The sequence below is a fragment of the Actinomycetospora sp. 2LY8.5 genome, from assembly GCF_057180585.1.
The window spans coordinates 348042-369249 of sequence record NZ_JBXUHE010000002.1; the positions used below are offsets into that span (position 1 = coordinate 348042).

Consider the following 21208-nt stretch of genomic DNA (forward strand, 5'->3'; position numbering starts at 1 on the left):
AGCTGACGAGAACGACGAGAACTCACACGTCGAGCAGGGTGCGCCAGACGCGCCCGGCGCCGCGGCCCTGGAGCACCGTGTGCACGGTGACGCCGTTGGCGCGCTCGACGCCCGGCTCGGAGCGCGAGGCGTTCAGCAGGCGCGTCGCCGGGAACGCGGCCCCCTTCGGGCGGGTCAGCGTGACCCGGTGGCGACGCCCGCCGACGGTGACCCGCAGCCCGCTCGAGCCCTGGTACCAGGGGAACGCCAGCCGCTCGACCGCACCGAGCGGCGCGTCGAACACCACGCCCGCGCCCGTCGTCAGCCGCAGCCGTCCCGCGTAGAGGCTCAGGACCCCCGGTTCGTTGGTGAGACCCCGCAGGAGCCAGGCCGGTGTCGCGTACGACGGAGCGAGATGGGTGGGACTGGCGGGCGTCAGGCGGGCGGTCACGGCGACCTCGGGGCACGAACGGGACTAGTGACCCGATTCACTGTAGGTGGGATGGCAAGGTCGTCGCTGGTGCGTACGGGTGATCGGTCACGGAACGACCGTGACCGGCCACTTCCCGGCGCGGACCAGGCGTCCCGCGAGCGATCCGACGATGCGGTGACCGGCGCTGGTCGAGGCGCCGACGACGACGAGGTCGGCCTTCCGGTCGTCGGCCAGCCGGACGATCTCGTTGTAGGGGTCGCCCTGCACCCGCACGAGCTCGCCGGTGAGCGCCAGGTCCTCGAGGTAGCGCTTGGCGTCGCTCTGCACCTCGGCGGCGAGCTGCTGGGCGGTGTCGCTGAGCACCGCGAGCGCGCCGGGCGCCATCGCGGCGAGCGACGACGTCGTCGCGACCGTCACCACCAGCAGGTGGGCGTGCTGGCGGCGGGCGAGCCCCGCGGCGTACGCGCCGGCGCGCAGCGAGGTGATCGACCCGTCGACCCCGGTGAGGATGGTGTCGGGGCCGTCGGTCCCGAGCTCGAAGCCCGTCATGGGGCCGATGGTGCTCCGCGAACCGTCAGCCCGCGAACTGCACGGCCGTGCGTCGCCCCACGCGGTGCGCGATCTGCTCGTCGATGATCCGCCGGTGCTCGGGGTGATCGCGGTAGGCGGTGTAGGAGTCGACGTCGTCGAACACGGCGACCACCGCGAAGTCGGCGTTGGTCCCGGCCAGCCCGGCGTCGCGCCCGCACGTCCACGAGCGCAGGCCCGCGAGGTCGGCCTCGGCGACGAAGCGGCGCAGGTTCTCGGCGATGGTGTCGACCACGGCGGGGTCCTCCGCGGCGTCGCCGGTCCAGCTGAACGCGACCACGTGGGTGAAGCTCATGGTGCCATCCTGATCGGGTTCGGCAGGTCGAGGTACACCGGGTCCTCGCCGCGCCCGGCCGCCCAGCTGCGCAGATGTGCCTTGGCCGGCAGCGTCGGGCTGGTCAGCAGGTCCTGCGCCCACGGCCGGGCATCGGCGTCGGACACCTCCGCGAGCCTCGCCGCGACCGTCGCCCACAGCGCGTCCTCGCCCACGGTGTGCCGCCCGAGTACGGCGACGAGCAGGGCGAGGTGGTTCACCACGCCGTGATAGCGCAGCCGCCGCCACGCCTCCTCGGGGGAGTAGACGAGCGGGGAGTCGGGGGCCAGGCCGGGTGGGAGGCGGTCGCGGCGCACGTGGGCGCCTTCGAGGTCGCGCACCCAGCAGGCGGCCGGCCACCCGTCGGCGTCGGTGGCCACCAGCGTGTTCTGCGGGTGCGCCTCGAACCCCAGGCCGACCGCCCCGTACACCTGCAGCAGCGGCACCAGCGAGACCGCGAGCCAGCGCCGCAGCCAGGTGTGCACGTCGCCGGCGGCGCGCACCTCGGTCACCAGCGGCGGCTCCTCGCCGTGCAACCCGTCCTCGAGCAGCGCGGCGAGCACGCGGGGGTGCCCGAGCGGGAACGGCGACCGGGTGATGACGGTCAGGTCGGCGGCCAGGCGCTCGCCCCCGACCACGGGGTGGAGCGTCACGAACCCGCGGTCGGCGATCACCCCGAACCCCGGCGGCAGGGCCCCGAGCCCGGCCACGACCGCGGCCGCGTCGACGGCCCGGCGCGCCTGCTCGGGCGGGGTCGTGCGCACGAAGTGGGTGAGGCGGGCGCGCAACGGGAGCTTCCACGATTCCCCCGTGACGGTGTCGACGACCGTGCGCACCGAGGACGTCGGCCACACGGGGTTCCCGAGCGCCCCGAGCCACCGGACGCCGCCCTCGGCCTCGAGCAGCGCGAGCGTGGGGTCGCGCGCGAGCACGCCGGCCTGGAACGGGTGCACGGGCAGCGCGGTCCAGCCCGCGGGCAGGCGCTCGGCGACCGCGGGCGGTGGATCGGCGGGCGCCCCGGCGGTCAGGACCAGGTCGGGGCGCACCGCGAGGTGGTGCAGGACGAACGATGCGCCGAGCTCGGGCATCCAGGCGGCGAGGTCGGCGTCGTCGAGCCCCTCGGCGCTCTTCGGAGTGGGGTGGAACGGGTGGCCGTAGCGCAGCGCCTGCTCGGCGTCGCGGGTCGGGTCGCCGGTGGCTCGGGCCGGCGCCTCCAGGTAGCGGGCGGTGCGGTCGACGCTGTTCGCGACGAGCGCGGCGAGGTGGTCCGGGGGCTCGCCGTCGGCGACCGTCTCGAGGACCGCGGCGACGACCTCGTCATGGCTCGCGGGGCGTCCGTCGAGGGTGACGCCGCCGGTCAGCCGGTGGTGCCCGGTCGGGGACCGGCATGCCAGCCGCACCCCGAGCGTGCCGGCGGGCAGGGTGATGCGGAGCGTGTCGCCGTCGCGGACCGCCGGGGGGTCGAGCTCGCGGAGCAGCGAGACGACGAGCCGCTCGCGCGCCGCGTGCTCGGCGCGGCCCCGGCTGCTCACCCGGCGCCGCTGACCGTGTCGCTCGAGTCCCGGCGGAACCGGCGCTTGTACCGGCGCCAGTCGAAGTGCTCGAGGAACTCGGCGGCCGACGCGTAGCCGGTGTCGTAGAGCGCACGGGCGCGGGCCGGGCTGATCCCGAAGTCGAGCAGGCCGACCGCGCCGGCGTCGACGTGGATGGTGCGCGCGGCGACCCACGGCTGGTTCATGACCGCCTGGTCGCGGCCGAGGATCATCGTGGTGATCAGCTGCTCGAGCAGGCGCAGCGGCGCCGGCTGGGGGATGTCGAACCACCGCGAGTGGAACAGGGCCACGTTGTCGCCGATCCCGGGCTTGGGCGCGGTGGTGATGGTGACGCCGAACGTCGGCCAGCCGGGCTCGCGACCGTCGGTGCGGTCCAGCGAGTCGATGGGGAAGTTCGACAGCAGCCCGCCGTCGACCAGCGTGGACGTCACCCCGGTGCGCGGGTTGGTCAGCGTCGTCGGCTTGAACAGGAACGGGATCGCCATCGACGCGCGGACCGCGTCGGCCACCGGCTGCTCGTCCGGGTCGAGCCCGTAGACGGCGCGGTAGTCCCAGGGCAGGCGGACGAGCTGGCCGAGGGTGAGGTCGGAGCATGTCACGACGAGCCGGTAGCGCTGGTCGCGCGGCAACGCCTGGTCGTCGATGCGCAGGTCGCCGAACGTCCGCACGCCGAGCGCGGCGAGCTCCTGCTCGACCCACGTGTGCAGCCATTCGCCCTGGTAGAGCCCCTGCCCGCCGAGGAACGCGAGGGCAGGGCCGGCGAGCGGGAGGCGCCCGATGCCGCGGCGGTCGGCGACCTCGCGGAAGTCCAGCCGCGCGGTGATCTCGCCGAGCTGCTCGCCCGCGGCGCCCGCGGCGGCCATGGCCCCGACGAGCGCGCCGGCCGAGGTGCCGGAGATGCGGTGCGGCGTCCACCCCCGGTCGGTCATCGCGGCGACGGCGCCGGCGAGCCCGATGCCCTTGACTCCGCCGCCCTCGAGGACGAGGTCGGCCGAGCGGGTGCGGCGGGACGCGGGACGCCTCGGGGCGGCGCCGGCGCCGGTCGCGGTGGTCGCGGTGGCGGTGGTCGTCGTGGCCGTGGTCGTGGTGGCCATGGGAGCCATGTTCCCCCGGCGGCCGGGAACACCGGTCACGTGGTGGGGTGATTCGGTGAGTACACCCACGGACGTGTCCGCCCTCGGCGACGAGGAGCGCGTCTCCCCGACGACCAACCGCCGCAGCGGCGAGCCGGTCCCGACCCGGTGTGGGCGGCCCGCGACGGCAGCGCTCCCGGCGTCGGACCGACGTCACCCGTCGCGACGGTGGTCGAGGTCGTCGCGGGCGCGGGCGAGGTCGGCCCGGGCCACGTCGCGCTCCTCGCGGGCCTCGTCCCGTTCGGCGCGCGCGGTCTCGAGGTCGCGCTGGGCCTCGGCGAGGTCGCCGCGCAGGGCGAGGATCGACGCTGCCCCGGCGATGGTGTGGCCCTCGTCGGACAGCGCACGGACGCGCGCGGCGAAGTCGACCTGCCGGCGTGAGTACCGCCGCTGGCCGCCCTCGGAGCGGTGCGGGTGCAGGAGGTCGGCCGCGTCGAGGCTGCGCAGGAAGGCCGGCGCGACGCCGATGAGGTCGGCGGCCTGGCCGATGGTCAGCGCCGGGTAGTCGTGGTCGTCGAGGCGTTCCGTGCCCACCAGGCCTCCTCTCTCGCGATCCTCACGCATACGTGAGCACCCGCCGGGCCGTCCCGACGGGTGCTCACGTTCCGGTGGTGGTCGTTGTCGTCGTGCTCCGAGGACGTCAGGACGTCGGCGCCTCCTCGGTGTCGTGGGCGTGACCGCTCTCGATGGACGTCGCGCCTGCGGTGTGCTCGATCTCGACGCGGCGGGGCTTGGCCTTCTCGGCCACCGGGATCGTCAGGGTCAGCACGCCGTCGGTGTACGACGCGTGCAGCCGGTCGAGGTCGAGGTCGCGTCCGAGCACCAGCTGGCGGCTGTAGCGCCCGCGCGGTCGCTCGGCGACGAGGTAGTCACCGTCGCTGCTCGGCGCCGTGCGCGCCGCCGTCACCGTCAGGGCGTTGCCCTCGACCGACACGTCGATCGAGCCGGGGTCGACACCGGGGAGGTCGAACGAGGCGACGAAGTGCTCGCCCGCGCGGTACACGTCCATCGGCATGCCGCTCACGGCCTGGTTGCGGGAGGCGCCGGTGAGTCGCTCGAGGGCGCGGAAGGTGTCGAAGGGGTCGTAGTTCAGCAGCACGATCGGTCATCTCCTTCCTTTGACGCACTGCGTTCTTGTTGCCCGCGATGCAGATAGTTATATCTGAACCTCTAGGTTTGTGCAAGTCCTGTCTCGCACTTCGTTTCGGCGGTTGCCGACGAGTCGGTCCGGCGTGCGAACGTGTGTTCGTGTCCGGCGAGCCGACGATCCTGCACGCGGATCTCGACGCCTTCTACGCCTCGGTCGAGCAGCGTGACGACCCGGCGCTGCGCGGGCGCCCGGTCATCGTGGGCGGCGGCGTGGTGCTGGCCTGCAGCTACGAGGCCAAGGCCCGCGGGGTGCGCACGGCGATGGGCGGGCGCATGGCTCGCGCCCTGTGCCCGGACGCGATCGTGGTGCCGCCGCGCATGGAGGCCTACAGCGGCGCGAGCCGGGCGGTCTTCTCGGTGTTCGGGTCGGTGACGCCGCTGGTGGAGCCGATCTCGATCGACGAGGCGTTCCTCGACGTCAGCGGGCTGCGGCGCATCGCCGGGCGGCCCGTCGAGACCGCGGCGCGCCTGCGACGCGACGTCGCCGACGACGTCGGGCTGCCGCTCACCGTGGGGGTGGCGGGCACGAAGTTCCTGGCCAAGGTCGCGAGCCGTGTCGCCAAGCCGGACGGGCTGCTCGTCGTCGAGCCCGGCGGCGAGCTGGAGTTCCTGCACCCGCTGCCGATCGAGGTGCTGTGGGGCGTCGGGGAGGTGACCTCGCGCAAGCTGCGGGGCCAGGGCGTCACGACGGTCGGCGACCTCGCGGCGATGGGCGCTCCGGGCCTCGAATCGCTGCTCGGGAAGGCGGCCGGCCGGCACCTCGACGCGCTCGCCCACGGCCGCGACCCGCGCCGGGTGCAGGTGGGACGCCGTCGCCGGTCGATCGGCGCGCAGCGGGCGATGGGCAACCGGCCGATCCCGCCGGAGCGCGTCGACGCCGTGCTCATGGGGCTGGTCGATCGCGTGACCCGGCGCATGCGGCGGGCGGGGCGCACCGGACGCACGGTCACCCTGCGGCTCCGTTTCGGCGACTTCAGCCGGGCCACCCGCTCGCACACCCTCGCACGGTCCACCGCCGAGACCGACACGATCATGGCGGCGATCCGGATGCTCGCGCGGGCCGCGGCGCCGCTGATGTGGGAGCGCGGCCTGACCATGCTCGGCGTGAACGTCGGCAACCTCGACGACTCCGGCGGTGCCCAGCTCGAGCTGCCGTTCGGGGGCGGGTCCCACCCGATCCAGCTCGACATCGCCGTCGACGAGGTCCGCGAACGCTACGGGCTCTCCGCGGTCACGCGCGCGACGCTGCTCGGGCGCGATCAGGGTCTCGAGATGCCGATGCTGCCGGACTGATGGCCGGACTGATGGCCGGGCTGATGGCCGGACTGATTGCCGGACCGTTCCTGTCCGCTCCTGCGGGCACGCTCGCGTCATGGACGTTCTCACCGGCGCTGACCTCCCGCCCGGCTACGGCACCGTGAACCCCTTCGTCGCGGTGCGCGGCGCCACCGGGTGGCTGCGGTTCGTCGCCGACGTCTTCGGCGGACGCGAGACCAGGGCGGCGCACACCGTCGACGCCGACGGGCTGCTGATCCACGCCGAGGTCCGGGTGGGCGACTCGACGATCATGCTGTGCGACGCCAAACCGCACTGGGCGTTCACGCCCGGCCTCCTGCAGGTCTACGTCGGCGACCTCGACGCCGTCGTGGACCGGGCGCGGGCGGCGGGCGCGGAGATCGTCACCGAGCCGACACCCTTCCACGGAGGCCAGCGCCTGGCCCGTCTCCTCGACCCGTGGTCGACGCTGTGGTGGTTGTTCGAGTACGGCGACCGGAGCACCGCCCCGTCGCAGGCGCCCGACGCGCTCCCGTCCTGGCGCCCGGACCCCGGCGCTCCGCCGAGCTCGGTGCACCGCACGATCGACGAGGCGTTGACGCGCCTGGCGCCGCCGACCTGACCGGCACGGGCTACTTCTTCTCCCGCCAGGCGCGTTCGAAGGGGAGGCGCCAGGCGTTGGGGGCGATCAGCTGGTGGATCGCGTTGGGGCCCCACGAGCCGACGGGATAGGGCTTGGCCGGCGGGGGGTCGGCGAGCAGGGGGATCGAGCGCTCCCACAGCGACTCGATGCCCTCGGAGGTCGTGAACAGCGTGTGGTCGCCGCGCATCGCGTCGAGGATCAGGCGCTCGTAGGCCTCGAGGACGTCGGCCGCCTCGCCGGTCTCCTGGGTGGAGAACTGCATCGAGAGCTTCTGCAGGCGCATCCCCGGGCCGGGGCGCTTGCCGTAGAACGACAGCGAGACCCGTGACGAGTCGGCGAGGTCGAACGTCAGGTGGTCCGGACCTTGCGTGCCCACGCCCGAGCCCTGCGGGAACATCGTGCGCGGCGCCTCCTTGAACGCGATCGAGATGATCCGCTGACCCTCGGCGAGGCGCTTGCCGGTGCGCAGGTAGAACGGCACGCCCGCCCAGCGCCAGTTGTCGAGCCCGACCCGCAGAGCGATGAACGTCTCGGTGTCCGAGTCGCTCGCGACGTCCGGGTGGTCGCGGTAGCCGCCGAACTGCCCGCGCACGACGTCGCCCGGGTGGATCGGGAGCAGGGAGCGGAAGACCTTGTTCTTCTCCTCGCTGATCGACCGCGGCTCGAGGGCCGTCGGCGGCTCCATGGCCACGAACGCCATCACCTGCATGAGGTGGGTGACGACCATGTCCTTGTAGGCGCCGGTCGCCTCGTAGAACGAGGCGCGGGTGTCGAGCCCCAGGTCCTCGGGGATGTCGATCTGGACGTGGTCGATGAAGTTCCGGTTCCAGATCGGCTCGAAGAGGCCGTTCGCGAAACGGAACGCGAGGATGTTCTGCGCGGCTTCCTTGCCCAGGAAGTGGTCGATGCGGAAGACCTGTGACTCGTCGAACACCTTGTGGACGAAGTCGTTGAGCTTGACCGCGCTCTCGAAGTCGTGCCCGAACGGCTTCTCCATGATCACGCGCGCGCCGGTCGTGAGGTCGGCGTCGCGCAACATCTCGACCACCGCCTGCGCGGCCCTCGGTGGCACCGAGAGGTAGTGCAGCAGGCGCGCGTCGTCGCCGAGCTGCGCCTGGGCCTCCTTGACCGCCGAGGTCAGGCCTTCGGGCCCGGCGCCCTGGGGCACGTAGGACAGCCGCCCGGCGAAGTCCTCCCAGTCGTCCTCGGCGAGCCGGTGCATGCCGTAGTTCTGCACCGCGTCGTGGGCGATCGCGCGGAAGTCGTCGGTGGTGAGATCCTCCATCGCGGTGCCGACGATGCGGATCGCGGGGGCGAGCTCCGACTCGGCGAGGTAGGCGAGCCCCGGGAGGAGCTTGCGCTTGGCGAGGTCGCCGGTGCAGCCGAACAGGACGATCACGTGCGGGGCGATCGGGTCCAAGTCGCGCCGAAACGGGCGCGAGCCGGGGCCGGGGTAGGCGACGGACTCCACCTCGCGGTCGGTCATGTGAAGTGACCGTAGTCGGAGAACGTGACGACCGTGGGTCGACGAGCCCGCGACTCTCAGTCGCTCTCGAGGGTGCGGCGCAGCGCCGCCAGGTCGCGGGCCACCGCGTCCGCGTCCCGGTCGAAGTCGTCCTCGCTCATGCCCTCGCGACGGCGCACGTGGAACACCACCTCGGCGCCGTCCTCGATCGGGACCACGCGCAGCGGGTTCAGCACCTCCTCGCCGGAGGGCAGGAGCACGACGTGGTCGAGCACGCCGAACTCGTTCTCCGGCGCGAACGTCACCTCGACCCGCCCCATCGGGGAGTCCGCGATCCACGTACCGGGGCGGTCGGGGGCCTGTTCGACCTGCGCGTTCGCCAGCCCGGCGGCCCAGTCGACGAGGTGGCGGGGGTCGGACGCGTAGGCGTACACGTCCTTCCACGGACGCGCGATCACCGTGCTCAGCAGTCGGGTCCGCGTGGTCATGCCGAACATCCTGGCCGCTGACCCGACGACGGTCATGAACGGATCGGACAGGACTACCGTCGATCGTCATGGAGCTGCGGACCTCCGCCGGTACCGCCCGCGGGATCGACCGCGACGGTCTCGGCGTGTTCCTCGGTCTGCCCTACGCAGAGGCGCCGGCGGAGGAGCGGCGGTTCGCCGCACCGATGCCGGTCACACGCTGGGAGGGCACGCGCGACGCGACCCGCTTCGGGCCGGCGGTTCCGCAGGGCCCGCCCGCACCCGGCGCGCCGTCGCCATGGCGGTCCGGGGACGGTCTCGGCGAGCTGACGCTCAACGTGGTCACGCCGGCCCCGGGTGGGACGGGACTGCCGGTGATCGTGTGGTTCCACGGCGGCGCCTGGGTCCGCGGGTCGCCGCGCATGCCGCTGCACGACGGCGGCGCGCTGGCGTCGGCCGGCGCGGTCGTCGTCACCGTCGGGTTCCGCCTCGGCGCCGAGGGCTTCCTCGCCCTGCCCGGCGCCCCGGACAACCGCGGGCTGCGCGACCAGATCGCCGCGCTGACCTGGGTGCACGAGCACATCGCGTCCTTCGGCGGCGACCCGGGGCGCGTCACCGTCGCCGGCCAGTCCGGCGGCGCCGCGTCGGTCGCGGTCCTGCTCGCGTCGCCGGCCACCGACGGGCTGCTGCACCGCGCGGTCGCCCAGAGCGTCCACGGCGGCTTCCGCTCGCCCGGGGAGGCGGCCGGGGTGACGGCGCTGCTCGCGGCGGCGCTGGGGGTGGCGCCGACGGTCGACGGGTTCGGCGCGCTGCCTCCCGAGCGGATCGTCGACGCCCAGGACGCCCCGTTGCGCGGGCCGGCGGACGGGTTCAGCGCGTTCGGGCCGGTGCTCGACGGCGACGTCGTCGCGGGGCAGCCGTGGGAGGGGATCGCGCGACGCCCGCGCCCCGGGGTGCCGCTGCTGGCGACCTGGACCGCCGAGGAGGCCCGCGCGTTCCCGCGCCCGCCCGCCGGCACCGATCCCGCGGACGTCGCCGCGGCGTTCGGGCTCGACCGCGCGGCGGGCGACGCCTATCGCGCCCTCGCGGACGACCCCGTCGAGCTGCTGATGTCCGACGCCCTGCACCGACTGCCCACACGCTGGACCGCCCGCGCGCACGCTGCGGCCGGCGGCGCCGTGTGGACCGCGGAGATCGCCTGGCGCAGCCCGCTGCTCGGCGCATGCCACGGGCTCGACGTCCCGCTGCTCCTCGGCACCGTCGACACGCGCCCGGCGGCACGGATGCTCGGGACACCGCCGCCGGCCGACACGGCGGAGATCGGCGGGGCCCTGCGCCGCGCCTGGGTCGCGTTCGCCGCCACGGGCGATCCCGGATGGCCGGAATACGGGATCGCGGGCACCACGCGCCGGTTCGACGTCACCCCGACCGACGTCCCCGACCCGCTCGCGGCGTCCGACGCGATCTGGTCGGGTCAGGCGGGCGAGCGCGGCGTGTCGTAGGTGCCGACGAACGCGCCGTCGCGCATCTCCGTGCCGGTCAGCGGGTGGCGGCCGGTCGATCGGCGGGACCATGATCATGGGAGCGGGGGAGGGGACGTCGTGACGCGGTGGCCGGTGGGGTTCGCGGCGGGTGCCGCCGCGGCGGCGACGCTGCTCGTCCCCGAGCTCGCGGGGTGGGAGTGTCGGCCGCCCTGGCCGGTGCTGCTCGCCGCCCGACCCGCGCTCGCCGGCGGGGTCGGGGCGCTCGCCGCCCTGGCCTCGACGTCGTCCCGCCTCCGGCCCGCCGCGCTGGGGGCCGGGGCCGTCGCCGGGGCCGTGCTGGCCGACCCGCGACGCCGGACGCGCCCGACCCGGGGACGGACGCGCCTCACCGTGCTCGTCGCCAACGTCTGGCAGGGCCGCGCCGACCCGGCGGCGGTGGCCGCGATCCTGCACGCCGAGCGCCCCGACCTCGTCGTCCTGCCCGAGGCCGGGGAGCGGTTCCTGGCGCGGCTCAAGGAGGACCTGACCGACCTCGACTACCGCGCGTGGTGCGCGCCGCCGCCGCACCCGCACCGCCACGTGCCCGACGACCCCGACGGGCCGTGGACCACGGTGCTCGCCGTTCCCGCCCTCGGCGACGTCCGCGTGTCGCCCGTCCAGGCCGGCGGGCTCTACGGCTGGCTCGAGGTCTCCGGCGGCGCGCTCGACGACGTGCGGGTGCTCGCGGCCCACCCCGTCGCCCCGGTGCCCGGCCTGGTCGGGCGCTGGGTCGACGAGCTCGACCTCCTCGCGGCGTGGCGCCGCGCCGCCGACGGCCCCACGGTGATCGCCGGCGACCTCAACAGCACCACCGAGCACCGTGCGCTCGCCGAGCTCGGCGACGCCCGCGCGCCCGCCGGTCCGCCGACCTGGCCGACGCGCTGGCCCCGGTGGCTCGGGTTCCGGATCGACCACGTGCTCGCCGGCGGCGGGATCGCGGTGCGTTCGACGCGCGTGCTCGACCTGCCCGGCAGCGACCACCGCGCCGTCCTGGCGACCCTGTGTCACGCCACCTCGAACGTCGCCCCGCTGCCCATCCCGGTGATCCACTCCGGCACCGGCTCGTAGCTCGTCCACCGCAGCGGGGCGGCGACCGCGGCCAGCCCCACGAGCCAGGTACGGATCTCGTGCCCGCCCGTGCCGGCCTCCTTCTCGAGCCCCTCGTGACCGAGCCCGGTGATCGCGTCGAGGTCGCCGGCGCACAGGCGCTCGAGGAACCAGCGGTCCCAGGTGTCGTTGACGCGCGCCTCCGGGTCGCCGCCCATCGCCCGCACCTTGGGCTCGCGTGCGGCGGCGAACGCCCGCGCGTCCCGGCGCCCGTGGATGAGCGACTCCCGCTTGTCGCCGACCACCGACGGGTCGCGCGGGTCGTTCGACGGCAGCCAGTGCGAGAGCCCACCGCTGGCGACGAGCAGCACGCGCCCCGGCGGACCGGCGCTCAGCGCCGGGCCGAGCGCACGGCCGAGCGCGACGCACCGTGCGAGCGAGGGCAGGGGCGGCGCCGCGGTGTTCACGACGAGCGGGACCAGCGGGACCGTCGTCCCGCCGGTGACCATCTCGTAGCCCTGCACGATGCCGTGGTCGACGGTCAGTGCGTAGGACAGCGCGAGGTCGAACCCGGCGTCGGTGAGCCCGTCGTACACGCTCCACGCGAGCTCGCCGGCCACCGGCAGCGGCCCGGACGTGCTGCCGAAGTCGCCGAACCCGACCGCTTCCTCGACGCCGAGCACGAACGGCGGCATGACGTCGTAGAAGTTGCCGTGGAAGTGGTCGGGGCCCACGACGAGGACGGCGTCGGGGGCCAGGCGCGCCACGGCGTCGCGCACCCGGGCGGCGTCGGCGAGGAACGGCGCGCCGGGGTCGCCGGGCCCGGTCGGCGGCAGCAGGGTGGCGAAGGGGGAGTGCGACATCCCCACGAAGCCGACGACCTCGCTCATGCGCGCATCGCCGTGACCGGGGCCTGCGCCGTCAGCAGGAACGTCTCGTGCCGGTCGACGAACTCGCCCGGCTTCTCCCACTGCGGCCAGTGTCCGGCCCCGGTGATCACGTGCAGCCGCGCGTCGGGCAGCCAGTCGAGCAGCATCTGCGCCTCGTCGAGCCCGCCGGTGGGGTCGTGGTCGGTCCAGAGCAGCAGCGTCGGCGCGGTGATCCGCCCGACCCACGAGGGGTCCCAGCTGAAGCGCGCGCGGGTCACCGGGTCCTGCAGGACGAGGATGTTGTCGACCGCGCGCCGGAAGCCCTCGCGGGTGTAGACGGCGCGACGCAGGTCCACCAGCTCGTCGGTGACCATGTCCTTGTCGTGGAAGAGCCATGCCACGCGGGCGCGCACCGTCGCGTCGGAGGGGTCCTCGACGGCGGCCGTCGTGCTCGCCACCAGCCGCTTCATCACCTCGGGCTTGTTCGCGATGTTGCCGGGGGTGTTGAGCACGATCCGTTCGACGCGCTCGGGGTGGTGCGCCGCGGTCCAGGCGACGACCCAGCCGCCCAGGGACTCGCCCGACAGGTGCGCCGAGGTGATGCCGAGCGCGTCCATGAGCCCGAGCAGGTGGTCGGAGAGCACGTCGACGGTGAAGGGCACGTCGGGCAGATCGCTCCAGCCGTGCCCGACCATGTCGTAGGCGGTGACGCGGAAGCTCCGCGCCAGCCCGGCGATGTCGCGGGCGTAGGCCTCGAGATGACCGCCGGTCCCGTGGAGCAGGACGAGGTCGGGTCCCTCGCCGGCGCGCAGCACGCGAGTGCGGATGCCGGCGCCGTCTCCGAGGGACACCGTGACGTGGCGCAGCTCGTGGTCGACGTCGGCGAGCTCGCCCCAGATGCTGACGTGGTCGCTCATGACGGACCTCCCTTGGCTGGGTCTTCCTTGAACAGGACTCGTGCCTCGGCCACGGTGACCAGCCCCGCGCTCTGCCGCCGGTTCACGCCCAGCGCGCCGAGCAGCCGCGAGTTCTCGATGGTCAGGAACTCGACCGGGTGCTCGGTCGAGCTGTTGTAGTGGCGGTGCCAGGTCCACGGCGGGGTGTAGACGAAGCTGCCCGTGGCCCACGCGACCGTCTCGTCCTCGATCTCCGAGTAGCCCGCGCCGCTGATGACGAAGTGGACGGTCTCGTGGTGGTGGCGCTGCATGTCCGAGCTGCTCGTCGGCGGGATCGTCTGGCGGAACAGCTCGAACGTCGCCGTCGGGAGGCTGCCGGCGACCGACAGCGTGGTCGGGTTGTGCACCTCGCCCGCGGGCAGGGGCGCCAGCTCGTCGGCGCGCACGACGAGCGGGCGCGCGCCGCCCGGCGGCACCTCGGGGTTGAGGCCGGCGAGGAAGGCGGCCATGTCGAAGGTGCTGCTCACTGATCCATCACCACGTCGTCTCCGTCCGTCCGCCGTCCACGGTCAGCGTCGTGCCGTTCACGTAGCCCGCGTCGGGCGAGGCGAGGAAGGCGACCGCCGCGGCGATCTCCTCGGGCTCGCCGGCGCGGCCCGCCGGGACGACCGCCAGGTCGTCGGCGTCCGCCTGCTCGGCGCTCGCACCCGTGGTCGCGGCGCGGTCGGCGAGGATCTGCGCGCGCCGCTCGGTCGCGATCGGGCCGGGCGCCACGCAGTTGACGGTGACGCCGTCGGCGGCGACCTCGCCCGCGAGCAGCTTCGCGGCGGCGGTCGTCGCCGAGCGCAGCACCGTCGACAGCGCCAGGTCGGGCATCGGCTGGCGGACCGCGGTCGAGGTGACGACCACGACACGTCCGAAGCCCCGCTCCCGCATGCCGGCGACGACGTTCCGGGCCAGCGCCAGGGGGCCGATCAGCAGGAGGTCGGCCGCGTCGCGCCAGTCGTCGGTGTCCACGTCGAGGATGCGCGCCGGACGCGGCCCGCCGGTGTTGAGCACCAGGACGGCGATCTCGCCGAAGCGGTCCTCGACGTCGGCGACCAGGTCGTCGACGTCGTCCGGGGCACCGAGATCCGCGACCGCCCAGCGGACCTCGCGCCCGGTGGCCTGCGTCAGCTCCGACGCCGCGGCCCGCAGCGTCTCCTCCGTGCGCCCCGCCAGGACCACGTCCCACCCGTCCTGCGCGAGACGCTCGGCGGTCGCGCGCCCGATCCCGCTCGCGCCGCCGCCGACCAGTGCCGTGGTTGCCTTGATGACGCCCTCCCTGTTCGATCCCCGTCACGAGCGTGGCGGGTCGGGCGAGGAGACAGCGATGGCGAGTCCCACTGAACGGGACAAGGTGCCGGGCACGGTGCGGGACGTCCGAGACGCGCCGGGCGGGCTGGACCGCGCCGCGGCGATCCTCGACGCCTTCGACGCGACCCACCGCGAGCTGACGCTGGCCTCGCTCGTGCACCGCTGCGGGCTGCCGCGCTCGACGACGCATCGCACGGCCGACCGGATGCTGCGCCTGGGCTGGCTGGACAAGCCCGACGACCGCTACCGCATCGGCCAGCGCCTCTTCGAGCTCTCGGGCCTGGTCCCGATCCGCCACGAGCTGCGCGAGGCCGTGCTGCCGTTCCTGCACGACCTGCACGCGGCGGTGAAGGTCGCGGTGCAGCTCGGGGTGCTGCACGGCACCGAGGTCCTCGTCGTCGAGAAGATCACCGGGCACCGGCCGATGCCGATGCTCTCGCAGGTGGGCGGCACGATCCCCGCGTACTGCTCGGCGCTCGGCCGGGCGATCATGGCCTGGTCGCCGCCGGCGGCCGTCGACGCCGCGCTGGCCGGGACGCTGCCCGCGCGGACCCCGCGCACGCTGACCGATGCCGACGCCGTGCGCCGCGAGCTCGCCGCCATCCCCGATCGCGGCTGGGCCGTGGAGCGCGAGGAGGGCAACATCGGCGTCTCCTGTGTCGCCGCGCCGATCTTCGGGCCCTTGGGCGAGGTGGTCGCGGCGCTGTCGGTGACCGGCCCGTCGGCGGCGGTGCGCTCCGAGCGCGCGGGTCCGCCGGTGCAGCTCGCGGCCGCGGCGGCGTCGCGGGCCTACAGCGCCCGCCGGTAGTCGACCGGCCTCGGAGCGTCACTGGTCCCAGTGAGCGGGACGCGATGTTGGTGGCGTGCCTGTCCGTTTCGGACTCTGTGACTCCACCCACACGAGGAGGCACCGATGTCACTGGGCGGCGGGTACATGCTCTCGTCCCGGGAGGGTCGGCAGATCCCGGCCATCGGGCTCAACATCACGGCGAAGGCCACCGGCGAGAACACCCGGGACGCGTACTCGCTGTTCGAGTACGCGATTCCCGGTGGGGTCAACGGGCCGCCGCCGCACGTGCACACCCGAGAGGACGAGTCCTTCATCTGCCTCGCCGGGAAGCTCGACGTGATGCTGGGTGGCGAGGACGTCACCCTCGGCCACGGCGACTACCTGCTGCTGCCCCGCGACGTCGTCCACACGTTCCGCAACCCCTACGACGACGAGGCGCGCGTGATCTCCGTGGTCTCGCCGGCCGGGCTCGAGGCCTACTACCAGGCGCTGGCCGAGCTGCCGCCGGGCAAGAAGGACATCTCGGTGATGCAGGCGATCATGGCCGACTTCGGCATCGAGCTGCGCCTGCCGGAGACGGAGCATCGAGACGACCACGCCGACAGGGAAGCTCGACCCGTCGAGAACGCGGGGAGCCCGTCGTGAGGGTCGGCATCGTCGGCGCCGGTGTCGCCGGGCTCGTCACCGCGAAGGTTCTCACCGAGGTCGGCCACGACGTCGTCGTCTACGACCGCACGCCCGATGTCGGCGGTGTCTGGAGCGCGACCCGGCGCTATCCGGGCCTGTGTACGCAGAGCCCGCGCGACACCTACGCGTTCTCCGACTTCCCGATGCCGCGCGACCTGCCGGAGTGGCCCTCGGGCGAGCAGGTGCAGGCCTACCTCGCGGCGTACGCCGCGCACACGGGCGTCGACCGCCTGCTGCGCCTCGAGACCGAGGTGACCTCGGCGGTCCCGCGCGGCGAGGGACCCGGCTGGACGCTGACGACGTCGGCGGGGACGGACACGGTCGACCACCTCGTCGTCGCCAACGGCGTCTTCTGCGAGCCGGCGATGCCGACCTTCCCCGGCGTCGACGAGTTCACCGCCGTCGGCGGGCAGGTGCTGCCCGCGACCGAGCTGCACGACCCCGAGGAGGTGCGCGACCGCCACGTCGTCGTCCTCGGCTACGGCAAGACCGCGTGCGACGTCGCGGTCGCGGTCGGCCCGACGGCCACGGCGACGACGGTGGTGGCGCGCCAGCTCGTGTGGAAGGTGCCGCGCTGGGTCGGCGGGTTCCTCAACTTCAAGCACCTGCTGCTGACCCGCCTCGGCGAGTCGCTGTTCCGCTACCGCTACCTGCGCGGGATCGAGAAGTTCCTGCACGGTCCCGCGAACGGGCTGCGCAGCCGGATCCTCGACTCGCTGGGTCCGGTGTCGGCGCGCCAGTTCGGGCTCAAGGAGCTCGACCTCGTGCCGCGCGGGTGCTTCGAGGACATCGTGCGCGGCGCGATCGGCCTGACCACCGACGGTTTCTACGACGCCGTGCGCGCCGGCGAGATCGCCGTGCGCCGCGACCGCACGATCGTCCGGCTGCTCGAGAAGGACGGCGCCCCGCACGTCGAGCTCGACGACGGCGCCGCGCTGCGCACCGACACGCTCGTCTGCGCCACCGGGTTCCGCCAGGGCGTGCCGTTCCTGCCCGACGACGTCGTCGCGCGCCTGCACGACGAGCGCGGCAACTTCCTGCTCTACCGCCAGATCCTGCCGACCGACGTCGACGACGTGACCTTCGCGGGCTACAACTCCTCGTTCTTCAGCCCGCTGAACGCCGAGATGGCGGCGGCCTGGATCGCCGCGCACCTCGCCGGGCGGGTGGACCTGCCGTCTCCGGCCGCCGTGCGCCTGGCCGTCGACGAGCAGATCGCGTTCATGGACTCCGCGACCGACGGCCACCACGCTCGGGGTACCAAGATCATCCCGTTCTCGCTGCACAACGTCGACGAGGTGCTCGGCGACCTCGACCTGGACATCTCCCGCGGCGCCCGGATCAAGCAGTACCTCAACCCCGTCGACCCGGGGGCCTACGCGGACGTCGCGCCGCGGTTGAAGGAGCGGCTGGGCGCACCTGCGCGCACGAAGCCGCTCGCGCAGGCCTGATCGCGCAGGCCTGATCGCGCAGGCCTGATCGCGCAGTCGGAGGCCCAGCGGCCGGCGTACCGGCGGCACCGGACGCTCGCCGCACGGATCGGCGAGCTCCCGAGCCGGGGCTCAGCGCGCGGGGCGGGGGTCCGGAACGGGGTCGGGCTCGGACCCCAGCACCGCGGTGAGCGCGGCGAGCAGGTCCGGGACGTCGTCACGCGGGACCACGGCCTGCACGAGCGTCACGCGGTCCGGGCTCGTCGTGGCGCCCGCGAGCGCGGTGCGCAGCTCGCCGACCGTCGTCGCGCGGCTGGCCACCAGGTTGTCGTCGCCCCCGACCGCGCGGGCGAGCGCCGGCCAGTCCCAGTGCGTGATGTCGTTGTACGACTCGTCGGGCCCGTGGATCGAGCGCTCGACGGTGTAGCCGTCGTTGTCGACGACGACGATCACCGCCGGGATCCGCTCACGCAGCACGGTGGCGAGCTCGGTGGCGGTCATCTGCGCCGCGCCGTCGCCGATGAGCAGCACGCCGCGCCGCCCGGGCAACGCGGCACACGTCCCGAGCAGGGCCGGCAGCGTGTACCCGATCGACGCCCACAGCGGCTGGCCGACGAACGTGACGCCCGCGGGCAGGCGGTGCGGCGCCATCCCGTAGAAGCTCGTGCCCTGGTCGGCGAGCACGATGTCGCCGCCGCGCAGGAAGCCGCTGACCTCGGCCCACAAGGTGTTCTGGCTCAGGGCCTCGCCGTCCGGCGCGGAGCCCGCGGCGGGCGTCGGCGTCGCGAGCGGCTCCGAGGGGGCCGGCCCGCTGCGGCGCGCGGCGACCTCGGCGACGAGGGGCTCGAGCGCCGCGAGCGCGGTCGGCAGCTCGACCGGCGAGAACGTCGCCGCCCCGACCGCGGCGGCGCGCGGGCCGAGGTCGACGGTGCGGCCCCGGGTGATCCGCTGGGTGAACATGCCGCTGTCGAGGTCGGTGAACACGACCCCGGCGACGACGAGCACCGCGGCGTCCTCGACGGCCGTGCGCGTGGCCGTCGGGCTCGCGGCGCCGGTGTAGGTGCCCGCGAAGCGGGGCGCGCTCTCGTCGACGAGGCTCTTCGCCCACGGCGTCACCGCGTGTGGCAGCGGCCCCGCCGCGAGCAGCCGGGCGAGCGTCCCGCCCGCCCCGAGCCGGTGGACGGTCAGCCCCGCGAGCAGCGTGACGTCGTCGGGCGTCGACGCCGACTCGAGCAGGCGCCGGGCGGCGTCGACGAAGCCCGCGAGCGCCTCCGGGTCGGTGGTGTCGACGGTCGCGGGCAGCGCCGCGCGCGTGCTCTCGGCGGGGCCCGCGGCGACGTCGGCGGGGATGACGAGGTAGCCGGGCAGGCGTTGGTCGCGGACCTCGCGCAGCACCCGGTCGATCTCGCTCACCGCGTTCTCGTGGGTCAGCGACGCCCGCGCACACGTGATGTCGGCGTGCATCGCGGTGAAGTGCCCGAACCGCCCGTCGCCGAGAGTGTGGTGCACCGGGCGCTGCTGTGCCTGGGAGGTCAGCGCCGGCGCGCCGACGATGTGCACGACCGGCACGTGCTCGGCGAAGGCCCCGGCGACCGCGTTGATCGCGGAGAGCTCGCCCACCCCGAACGTCGTGCACAGCGCGGCGACCCCGCGCAGGCGCCCGTAGCCGTCCGCGGCGTAGCCGGCGTTGAGCTCGTTGGTGCACCCGGTCCAGCGCACCGTGGGGTGGTGCGTGACGTGGTCGAGCATGGCGAGGCTGTAGTCGCCGGGGACCCCGAAGACGCGGTCCACCCCCAGCTCCGCCAGCCGGTCGACGAGATGGTCGGCGACGGTGTATCCGCTCACGGTCCGCACGCTCTCACGCGGACGGGGCCCAGGCCGAGATCGCGGCGCGGTCGGGTTCGCCCTGCTCGGTGAGCGGGACCTCCTCGACCGGGGCCTCCTCGACCGGGGCCTCCTCGACCGGAGCCTCCTCGACCGGGGCCTCCTCGACCGGGACGGACACCGGCGTCGTGGCCCGACCGGGGGGCGGACGTCCGGCGCGGTGGGAGAGGCTGTCGCCGCCGGGTCGACCGGCCTGGTCGGTCGGGTGCGGACGAGGGGAGTCGCGGATGTCGGTGGTCGTGTCCGACGAGGTGCGCGCGGCGGTCGGGGCCGGCCGCCCCGTCGTCGCGCTCGAGACGACGATCCTCACCCACGGCCTGCCGCGCCCCCGGAACCTCGAGGTCGCGCGGGAGGCCGAGGCACTGCTGCGGGCGGCGGGCGTCCTCCCCGCGACGGTCGGCGTCGTCGCCGGCAGGCCCGTCGTCGGGCTCGCGGACGCGGAGATCGGGCGCCTCGCCGCGGGGGAGGGCGTGGAGAAGGTCAGCGTCCGCGACCTCCCGGTGGCCGTGGCGCGCGGTGCGGACGGCGGCACGACGGTCGCCGCGACGGCCCTGCTCGCCCACCGCGCGGGCGTCGGCGTGTTCGCCACCGGCGGGCTGGGCGGTGTGCACCGCGGGGCATCGACGACCTTCGACGAGTCCGCGGACCTCGTCGCGCTCGCCGGTGTGCCCATCCTCGTGGTGTCGGCGGGGGTGAAATCGATCCTCGACGTCCCGGCGACCCTCGAGCGGCTGGAGACGCTGAACGTCACCGTGCTCGGCTACCGCACCGACGCATTCCCGGGGTTCTGGGTGCACGACGCCGGGGTGCCGGTGCCGGCGCGGGTCGAGGATCCGTCCCAGGCGGCGGCCGTGGTGCGGGCGCGCGACGCGCTGGGGCTCTCCGGCGCGGTGCTGCTGGCGAACCCGGTGCCCGCGCAGGCGCAGCTCGACGTCGCCGAGCACCGCGCGGTGCTCGACGCGGCGCTCGCGGAGGCCGCGCAGCGGGGGATCGCCGGTCACGACACCACGCCGTTCCTGCTCGACCACGTCCACCGCGCGACCGAGGGGCGCAGCCTGGAGGTCAACGTGGCGGTCTACCGCGCGAACGTGGCGCTCGCGGGGCGGGTCGCGGTGGCGCTGGCCGCGGGATAGCCCGTGGTGTCACCGCCGGCGCCCTCGGTGGGCACCGGGGACCGCGGAGCAGGGAGTTCTTTCCGCTCAGCGGTGGACACGCAGCGTTACAGGCGCAGCGTCGCGCTCGGCGAGCGGCCGTAGTGCTCGCGGTAGATCACCGAGAAGCGGCCCGGGTGCCCGAAGCCCCAGCGGGCGGCGATGGCCTCGACGCGGTCGCCGCGGGTGGGGTCGCCGGCGAGCAGATCGCGGTGGGCGCTCTCGAGGCGCAGGGTGGCCTTGATCGGGCCGGAGTGCCGCAGGCGCCCGATCCCGAACAGGTCGGTCGCGGCCACCTCGGTCCGGAACGTGAACCCCTCCGGCTCCGTCGCGACCGGCCGGACGGCGGTGTAGGTCGCGCAGAGGTAGTCGTTCGCGGCCTCGGGGTCGGTGGTCGCCCACTGGTAGCGCGTGACCGGCTCCGGTCGGCTCCCGCCCGCCATCCTCACGCTCCCTACTCGATCGCGTGCGATCGATGATGTCCGACCGTTCTCGTTCGGGCGACGGATCGTCGATCGCCGTCTCGACGCCGTCTCGACGCCGTCCGGGTCGCACGCCGGCAGCCTCTCACCTAGAA

24 protein-coding genes are annotated in these 21208 nt (G+C 74.5%); 8 read left to right on the forward strand and 16 right to left on the reverse strand.

Annotated elements, in window-relative coordinates:
* Nucleotides 1-22: 22 nt before the first annotated feature.
* From AC2A1K_RS03970 to AC2A1K_RS04000, 7 genes are all read right to left on the reverse strand, one after another.
* On the reverse strand, nt 23-430 hold the full coding sequence (locus tag AC2A1K_RS03970) for a hypothetical protein (RefSeq protein ID WP_483895006.1): 408 nt from the start codon (nt 428-430) through the stop codon (nt 23-25).
* An 87-nt stretch (nt 431-517) separates the two neighbouring features.
* Nucleotides 518-961, reverse strand: a complete 444-nt coding sequence (locus tag AC2A1K_RS03975; RefSeq protein ID WP_483895007.1) for a universal stress protein — start codon at nt 959-961, stop codon at nt 518-520.
* A gap of 25 nt (nt 962-986) precedes the next feature.
* Complete coding sequence (locus AC2A1K_RS03980) at nt 987-1295, reverse strand: Dabb family protein (protein ID WP_483895008.1); 309 nt, start codon at nt 1293-1295, stop codon at nt 987-989.
* Nucleotides 1292-2845: an IucA/IucC family protein gene (locus AC2A1K_RS03985; protein WP_483895009.1), complete on the reverse strand. Its 1554-nt coding sequence runs from the start codon at nt 2843-2845 to the stop codon at nt 1292-1294. The genes AC2A1K_RS03980 and AC2A1K_RS03985 overlap by 4 nt, the downstream gene beginning before the upstream one ends.
* On the reverse strand, nt 2842-3960 hold the full coding sequence (locus AC2A1K_RS03990) for a patatin-like phospholipase family protein (protein WP_483895010.1): 1119 nt from the start codon (nt 3958-3960) through the stop codon (nt 2842-2844). Before AC2A1K_RS03990 ends, AC2A1K_RS03985 begins: the two co-directional genes overlap by 4 nt.
* Nucleotides 3961-4152: 192 nt before the next feature.
* Nucleotides 4153-4533 carry a MerR family transcriptional regulator gene (locus AC2A1K_RS03995; RefSeq protein ID WP_483895011.1) on the reverse strand — a complete coding sequence of 127 codons (381 nt, stop codon included), beginning with the start codon at nt 4531-4533 and terminating at the stop codon, nt 4153-4155.
* 106 nt (nt 4534-4639) lie between these two features.
* Nucleotides 4640-5098 (reverse strand): Hsp20/alpha crystallin family protein, encoded by a 459-nt coding sequence (locus AC2A1K_RS04000; protein ID WP_483895012.1) that lies wholly within the window; start codon nt 5096-5098, stop codon nt 4640-4642.
* A 143-nt stretch (nt 5099-5241) separates the two neighbouring features.
* Between AC2A1K_RS04000 and dinB the strand changes: the two genes are divergently transcribed.
* Together dinB and AC2A1K_RS04010 are read left to right on the forward strand one after the other, a co-directional pair.
* Complete coding sequence (gene dinB, locus AC2A1K_RS04005; protein ID WP_483895013.1) at nt 5242-6441, forward strand: DNA polymerase IV; 1200 nt, start codon at nt 5242-5244, stop codon at nt 6439-6441.
* 79 nt (nt 6442-6520) lie between these two features.
* Nucleotides 6521-7045 (forward strand): VOC family protein, encoded by a 525-nt coding sequence (locus AC2A1K_RS04010; RefSeq protein ID WP_483895014.1) that lies wholly within the window; start codon nt 6521-6523, stop codon nt 7043-7045.
* 10 nt (nt 7046-7055) lie between these two features.
* Here AC2A1K_RS04010 and zwf read toward each other — a convergent pair whose 3' ends face one another.
* Together zwf and AC2A1K_RS04020 are read right to left on the reverse strand one after the other, a co-directional pair.
* Nucleotides 7056-8552 (reverse strand): glucose-6-phosphate dehydrogenase, encoded by a 1497-nt coding sequence (gene zwf / locus AC2A1K_RS04015; RefSeq protein ID WP_483895015.1) that lies wholly within the window; start codon nt 8550-8552, stop codon nt 7056-7058.
* 56 nt (nt 8553-8608) lie between these two features.
* Nucleotides 8609-9019, reverse strand: a complete 411-nt coding sequence (locus AC2A1K_RS04020) for an SRPBCC family protein (protein ID WP_483895016.1) — start codon at nt 9017-9019, stop codon at nt 8609-8611.
* 68 nt (nt 9020-9087) lie between these two features.
* Between AC2A1K_RS04020 and AC2A1K_RS04025 the strand changes: the two genes are divergently transcribed.
* Together AC2A1K_RS04025 and AC2A1K_RS04030 are read left to right on the forward strand one after the other, a co-directional pair.
* The gene (locus AC2A1K_RS04025) at nt 9088-10500 is read left to right on the forward strand and encodes a carboxylesterase/lipase family protein (protein ID WP_483895017.1); all 1413 of its coding nucleotides are present in this window, start codon (nt 9088-9090) and stop codon (nt 10498-10500) included.
* 99 nt (nt 10501-10599) lie between these two features.
* On the forward strand, nt 10600-11589 hold the full coding sequence (locus AC2A1K_RS04030) for an endonuclease/exonuclease/phosphatase family protein (RefSeq protein ID WP_483895018.1): 990 nt from the start codon (nt 10600-10602) through the stop codon (nt 11587-11589).
* On the opposite strand, the gene AC2A1K_RS04035 is transcribed toward AC2A1K_RS04030, so the two are convergent.
* Genes AC2A1K_RS04035 through AC2A1K_RS04050 form a run of 4 tightly spaced genes read right to left on the reverse strand, consistent with a single transcriptional unit; the run spans nt 11526 to nt 14647 of the window.
* Nucleotides 11526-12458: a DODA-type extradiol aromatic ring-opening family dioxygenase gene (locus AC2A1K_RS04035; RefSeq protein WP_483895019.1), complete on the reverse strand. Its 933-nt coding sequence runs from the start codon at nt 12456-12458 to the stop codon at nt 11526-11528. The two genes, AC2A1K_RS04030 and AC2A1K_RS04035, sit on opposite strands and share 64 nt — an antisense overlap.
* A complete protein-coding gene (locus AC2A1K_RS04040; protein ID WP_483895020.1) occupies nt 12455-13354 on the reverse strand; it encodes an alpha/beta fold hydrolase in 900 nt (299 codons plus the stop codon). The genes AC2A1K_RS04035 and AC2A1K_RS04040 overlap by 4 nt, the downstream gene beginning before the upstream one ends.
* Complete coding sequence (locus AC2A1K_RS04045; RefSeq protein ID WP_483895021.1) at nt 13351-13860, reverse strand: cupin domain-containing protein; 510 nt, start codon at nt 13858-13860, stop codon at nt 13351-13353. Before AC2A1K_RS04045 ends, AC2A1K_RS04040 begins: the two co-directional genes overlap by 4 nt.
* A gap of 7 nt (nt 13861-13867) precedes the next feature.
* Nucleotides 13868-14647, reverse strand: a complete 780-nt coding sequence (locus AC2A1K_RS04050; protein ID WP_483895101.1) for an SDR family oxidoreductase — start codon at nt 14645-14647, stop codon at nt 13868-13870.
* A 58-nt stretch (nt 14648-14705) separates the two neighbouring features.
* Between AC2A1K_RS04050 and AC2A1K_RS04055 the strand changes: the two genes are divergently transcribed.
* The 3 genes from AC2A1K_RS04055 to AC2A1K_RS04065 all read left to right on the forward strand — a co-directional run bounded on the left by AC2A1K_RS04055 (nt 14706) and on the right by AC2A1K_RS04065 (nt 17617).
* Entirely contained in the window at nt 14706-15497 is a 792-nt protein-coding gene (locus tag AC2A1K_RS04055) for an IclR family transcriptional regulator (protein WP_483895022.1), read from the forward strand.
* Nucleotides 15498-15602: 105 nt separating this feature from the next.
* A complete protein-coding gene (locus tag AC2A1K_RS04060) occupies nt 15603-16124 on the forward strand; it encodes a cupin domain-containing protein (protein ID WP_483895023.1) in 522 nt (173 codons plus the stop codon).
* Nucleotides 16121-17617, forward strand: coding sequence for a flavin-containing monooxygenase (locus tag AC2A1K_RS04065; protein WP_483895024.1), 1497 nt, complete (start codon nt 16121-16123; stop codon nt 17615-17617). The genes AC2A1K_RS04060 and AC2A1K_RS04065 overlap by 4 nt, the downstream gene beginning before the upstream one ends.
* Before the next feature lie 111 nt (nt 17618-17728).
* On the opposite strand, the gene AC2A1K_RS04070 is transcribed toward AC2A1K_RS04065, so the two are convergent.
* Both AC2A1K_RS04070 and AC2A1K_RS04075 read right to left on the reverse strand, forming a co-directional pair.
* Entirely contained in the window at nt 17729-19441 is a 1713-nt protein-coding gene (locus tag AC2A1K_RS04070; protein WP_483895025.1) for an alpha-keto acid decarboxylase family protein, read from the reverse strand.
* Nucleotides 19442-19454: 13 nt separating this feature from the next.
* On the reverse strand, nt 19455-19601 hold the full coding sequence (locus AC2A1K_RS04075; protein WP_483895026.1) for a hypothetical protein: 147 nt from the start codon (nt 19599-19601) through the stop codon (nt 19455-19457).
* A gap of 106 nt (nt 19602-19707) precedes the next feature.
* Here AC2A1K_RS04075 and AC2A1K_RS04080 point away from each other — a divergent pair, with 106 nt between their 5' ends.
* Nucleotides 19708-20613 carry a pseudouridine-5'-phosphate glycosidase gene (locus tag AC2A1K_RS04080; RefSeq protein WP_483895027.1) on the forward strand — a complete coding sequence of 302 codons (906 nt, stop codon included), beginning with the start codon at nt 19708-19710 and terminating at the stop codon, nt 20611-20613.
* An 86-nt stretch (nt 20614-20699) separates the two neighbouring features.
* On the opposite strand, the gene AC2A1K_RS04085 is transcribed toward AC2A1K_RS04080, so the two are convergent.
* Nucleotides 20700-21074, reverse strand: coding sequence for a helix-turn-helix domain-containing protein (locus tag AC2A1K_RS04085; protein WP_483895028.1), 375 nt, complete (start codon nt 21072-21074; stop codon nt 20700-20702).
* Between the last annotated feature and the right edge of the window lie 134 nt (nt 21075-21208).

Excerpts from the sequence above, each read along its gene's own strand:
- AC2A1K_RS03990 (WP_483895010.1), bottom strand. The coding sequence starts at position 3,960 with ATGGCCACCACGACCACGGCCACGACGACCACCGCCACCGCGACCACC.
- AC2A1K_RS04060 (WP_483895023.1), top strand. The coding sequence starts at position 15,603 with ATGTCACTGGGCGGCGGGTACATGCTCTCGTCCCGGGAGGGTCGGCAG.
- AC2A1K_RS04035 (WP_483895019.1), bottom strand. The coding sequence starts at position 12,458 with ATGAGCGAGGTCGTCGGCTTCGTGGGGATGTCGCACTCCCCCTTCGCC.
- AC2A1K_RS04085 (WP_483895028.1), bottom strand. The coding sequence starts at position 21,074 with ATGGCGGGCGGGAGCCGACCGGAGCCGGTCACGCGCTACCAGTGGGCG.
- AC2A1K_RS04010 (WP_483895014.1), top strand. The coding sequence starts at position 6,521 with ATGGACGTTCTCACCGGCGCTGACCTCCCGCCCGGCTACGGCACCGTG.
- AC2A1K_RS04080 (WP_483895027.1), top strand. The coding sequence starts at position 19,708 with ATGTCGGTGGTCGTGTCCGACGAGGTGCGCGCGGCGGTCGGGGCCGGC.
- AC2A1K_RS04040 (WP_483895020.1), bottom strand. The coding sequence starts at position 13,354 with ATGAGCGACCACGTCAGCATCTGGGGCGAGCTCGCCGACGTCGACCAC.
- AC2A1K_RS03975 (WP_483895007.1), bottom strand. The coding sequence starts at position 961 with ATGACGGGCTTCGAGCTCGGGACCGACGGCCCCGACACCATCCTCACC.
- AC2A1K_RS04055 (WP_483895022.1), top strand. The coding sequence starts at position 14,706 with ATGGCGAGTCCCACTGAACGGGACAAGGTGCCGGGCACGGTGCGGGAC.
- AC2A1K_RS04025 (WP_483895017.1), top strand. The coding sequence starts at position 9,088 with ATGGAGCTGCGGACCTCCGCCGGTACCGCCCGCGGGATCGACCGCGAC.
- AC2A1K_RS03980 (WP_483895008.1), bottom strand. The coding sequence starts at position 1,295 with ATGAGCTTCACCCACGTGGTCGCGTTCAGCTGGACCGGCGACGCCGCG.
- zwf (WP_483895015.1), bottom strand. The coding sequence starts at position 8,552 with ATGACCGACCGCGAGGTGGAGTCCGTCGCCTACCCCGGCCCCGGCTCG.
- AC2A1K_RS04020 (WP_483895016.1), bottom strand. The coding sequence starts at position 9,019 with ATGACCACGCGGACCCGACTGCTGAGCACGGTGATCGCGCGTCCGTGG.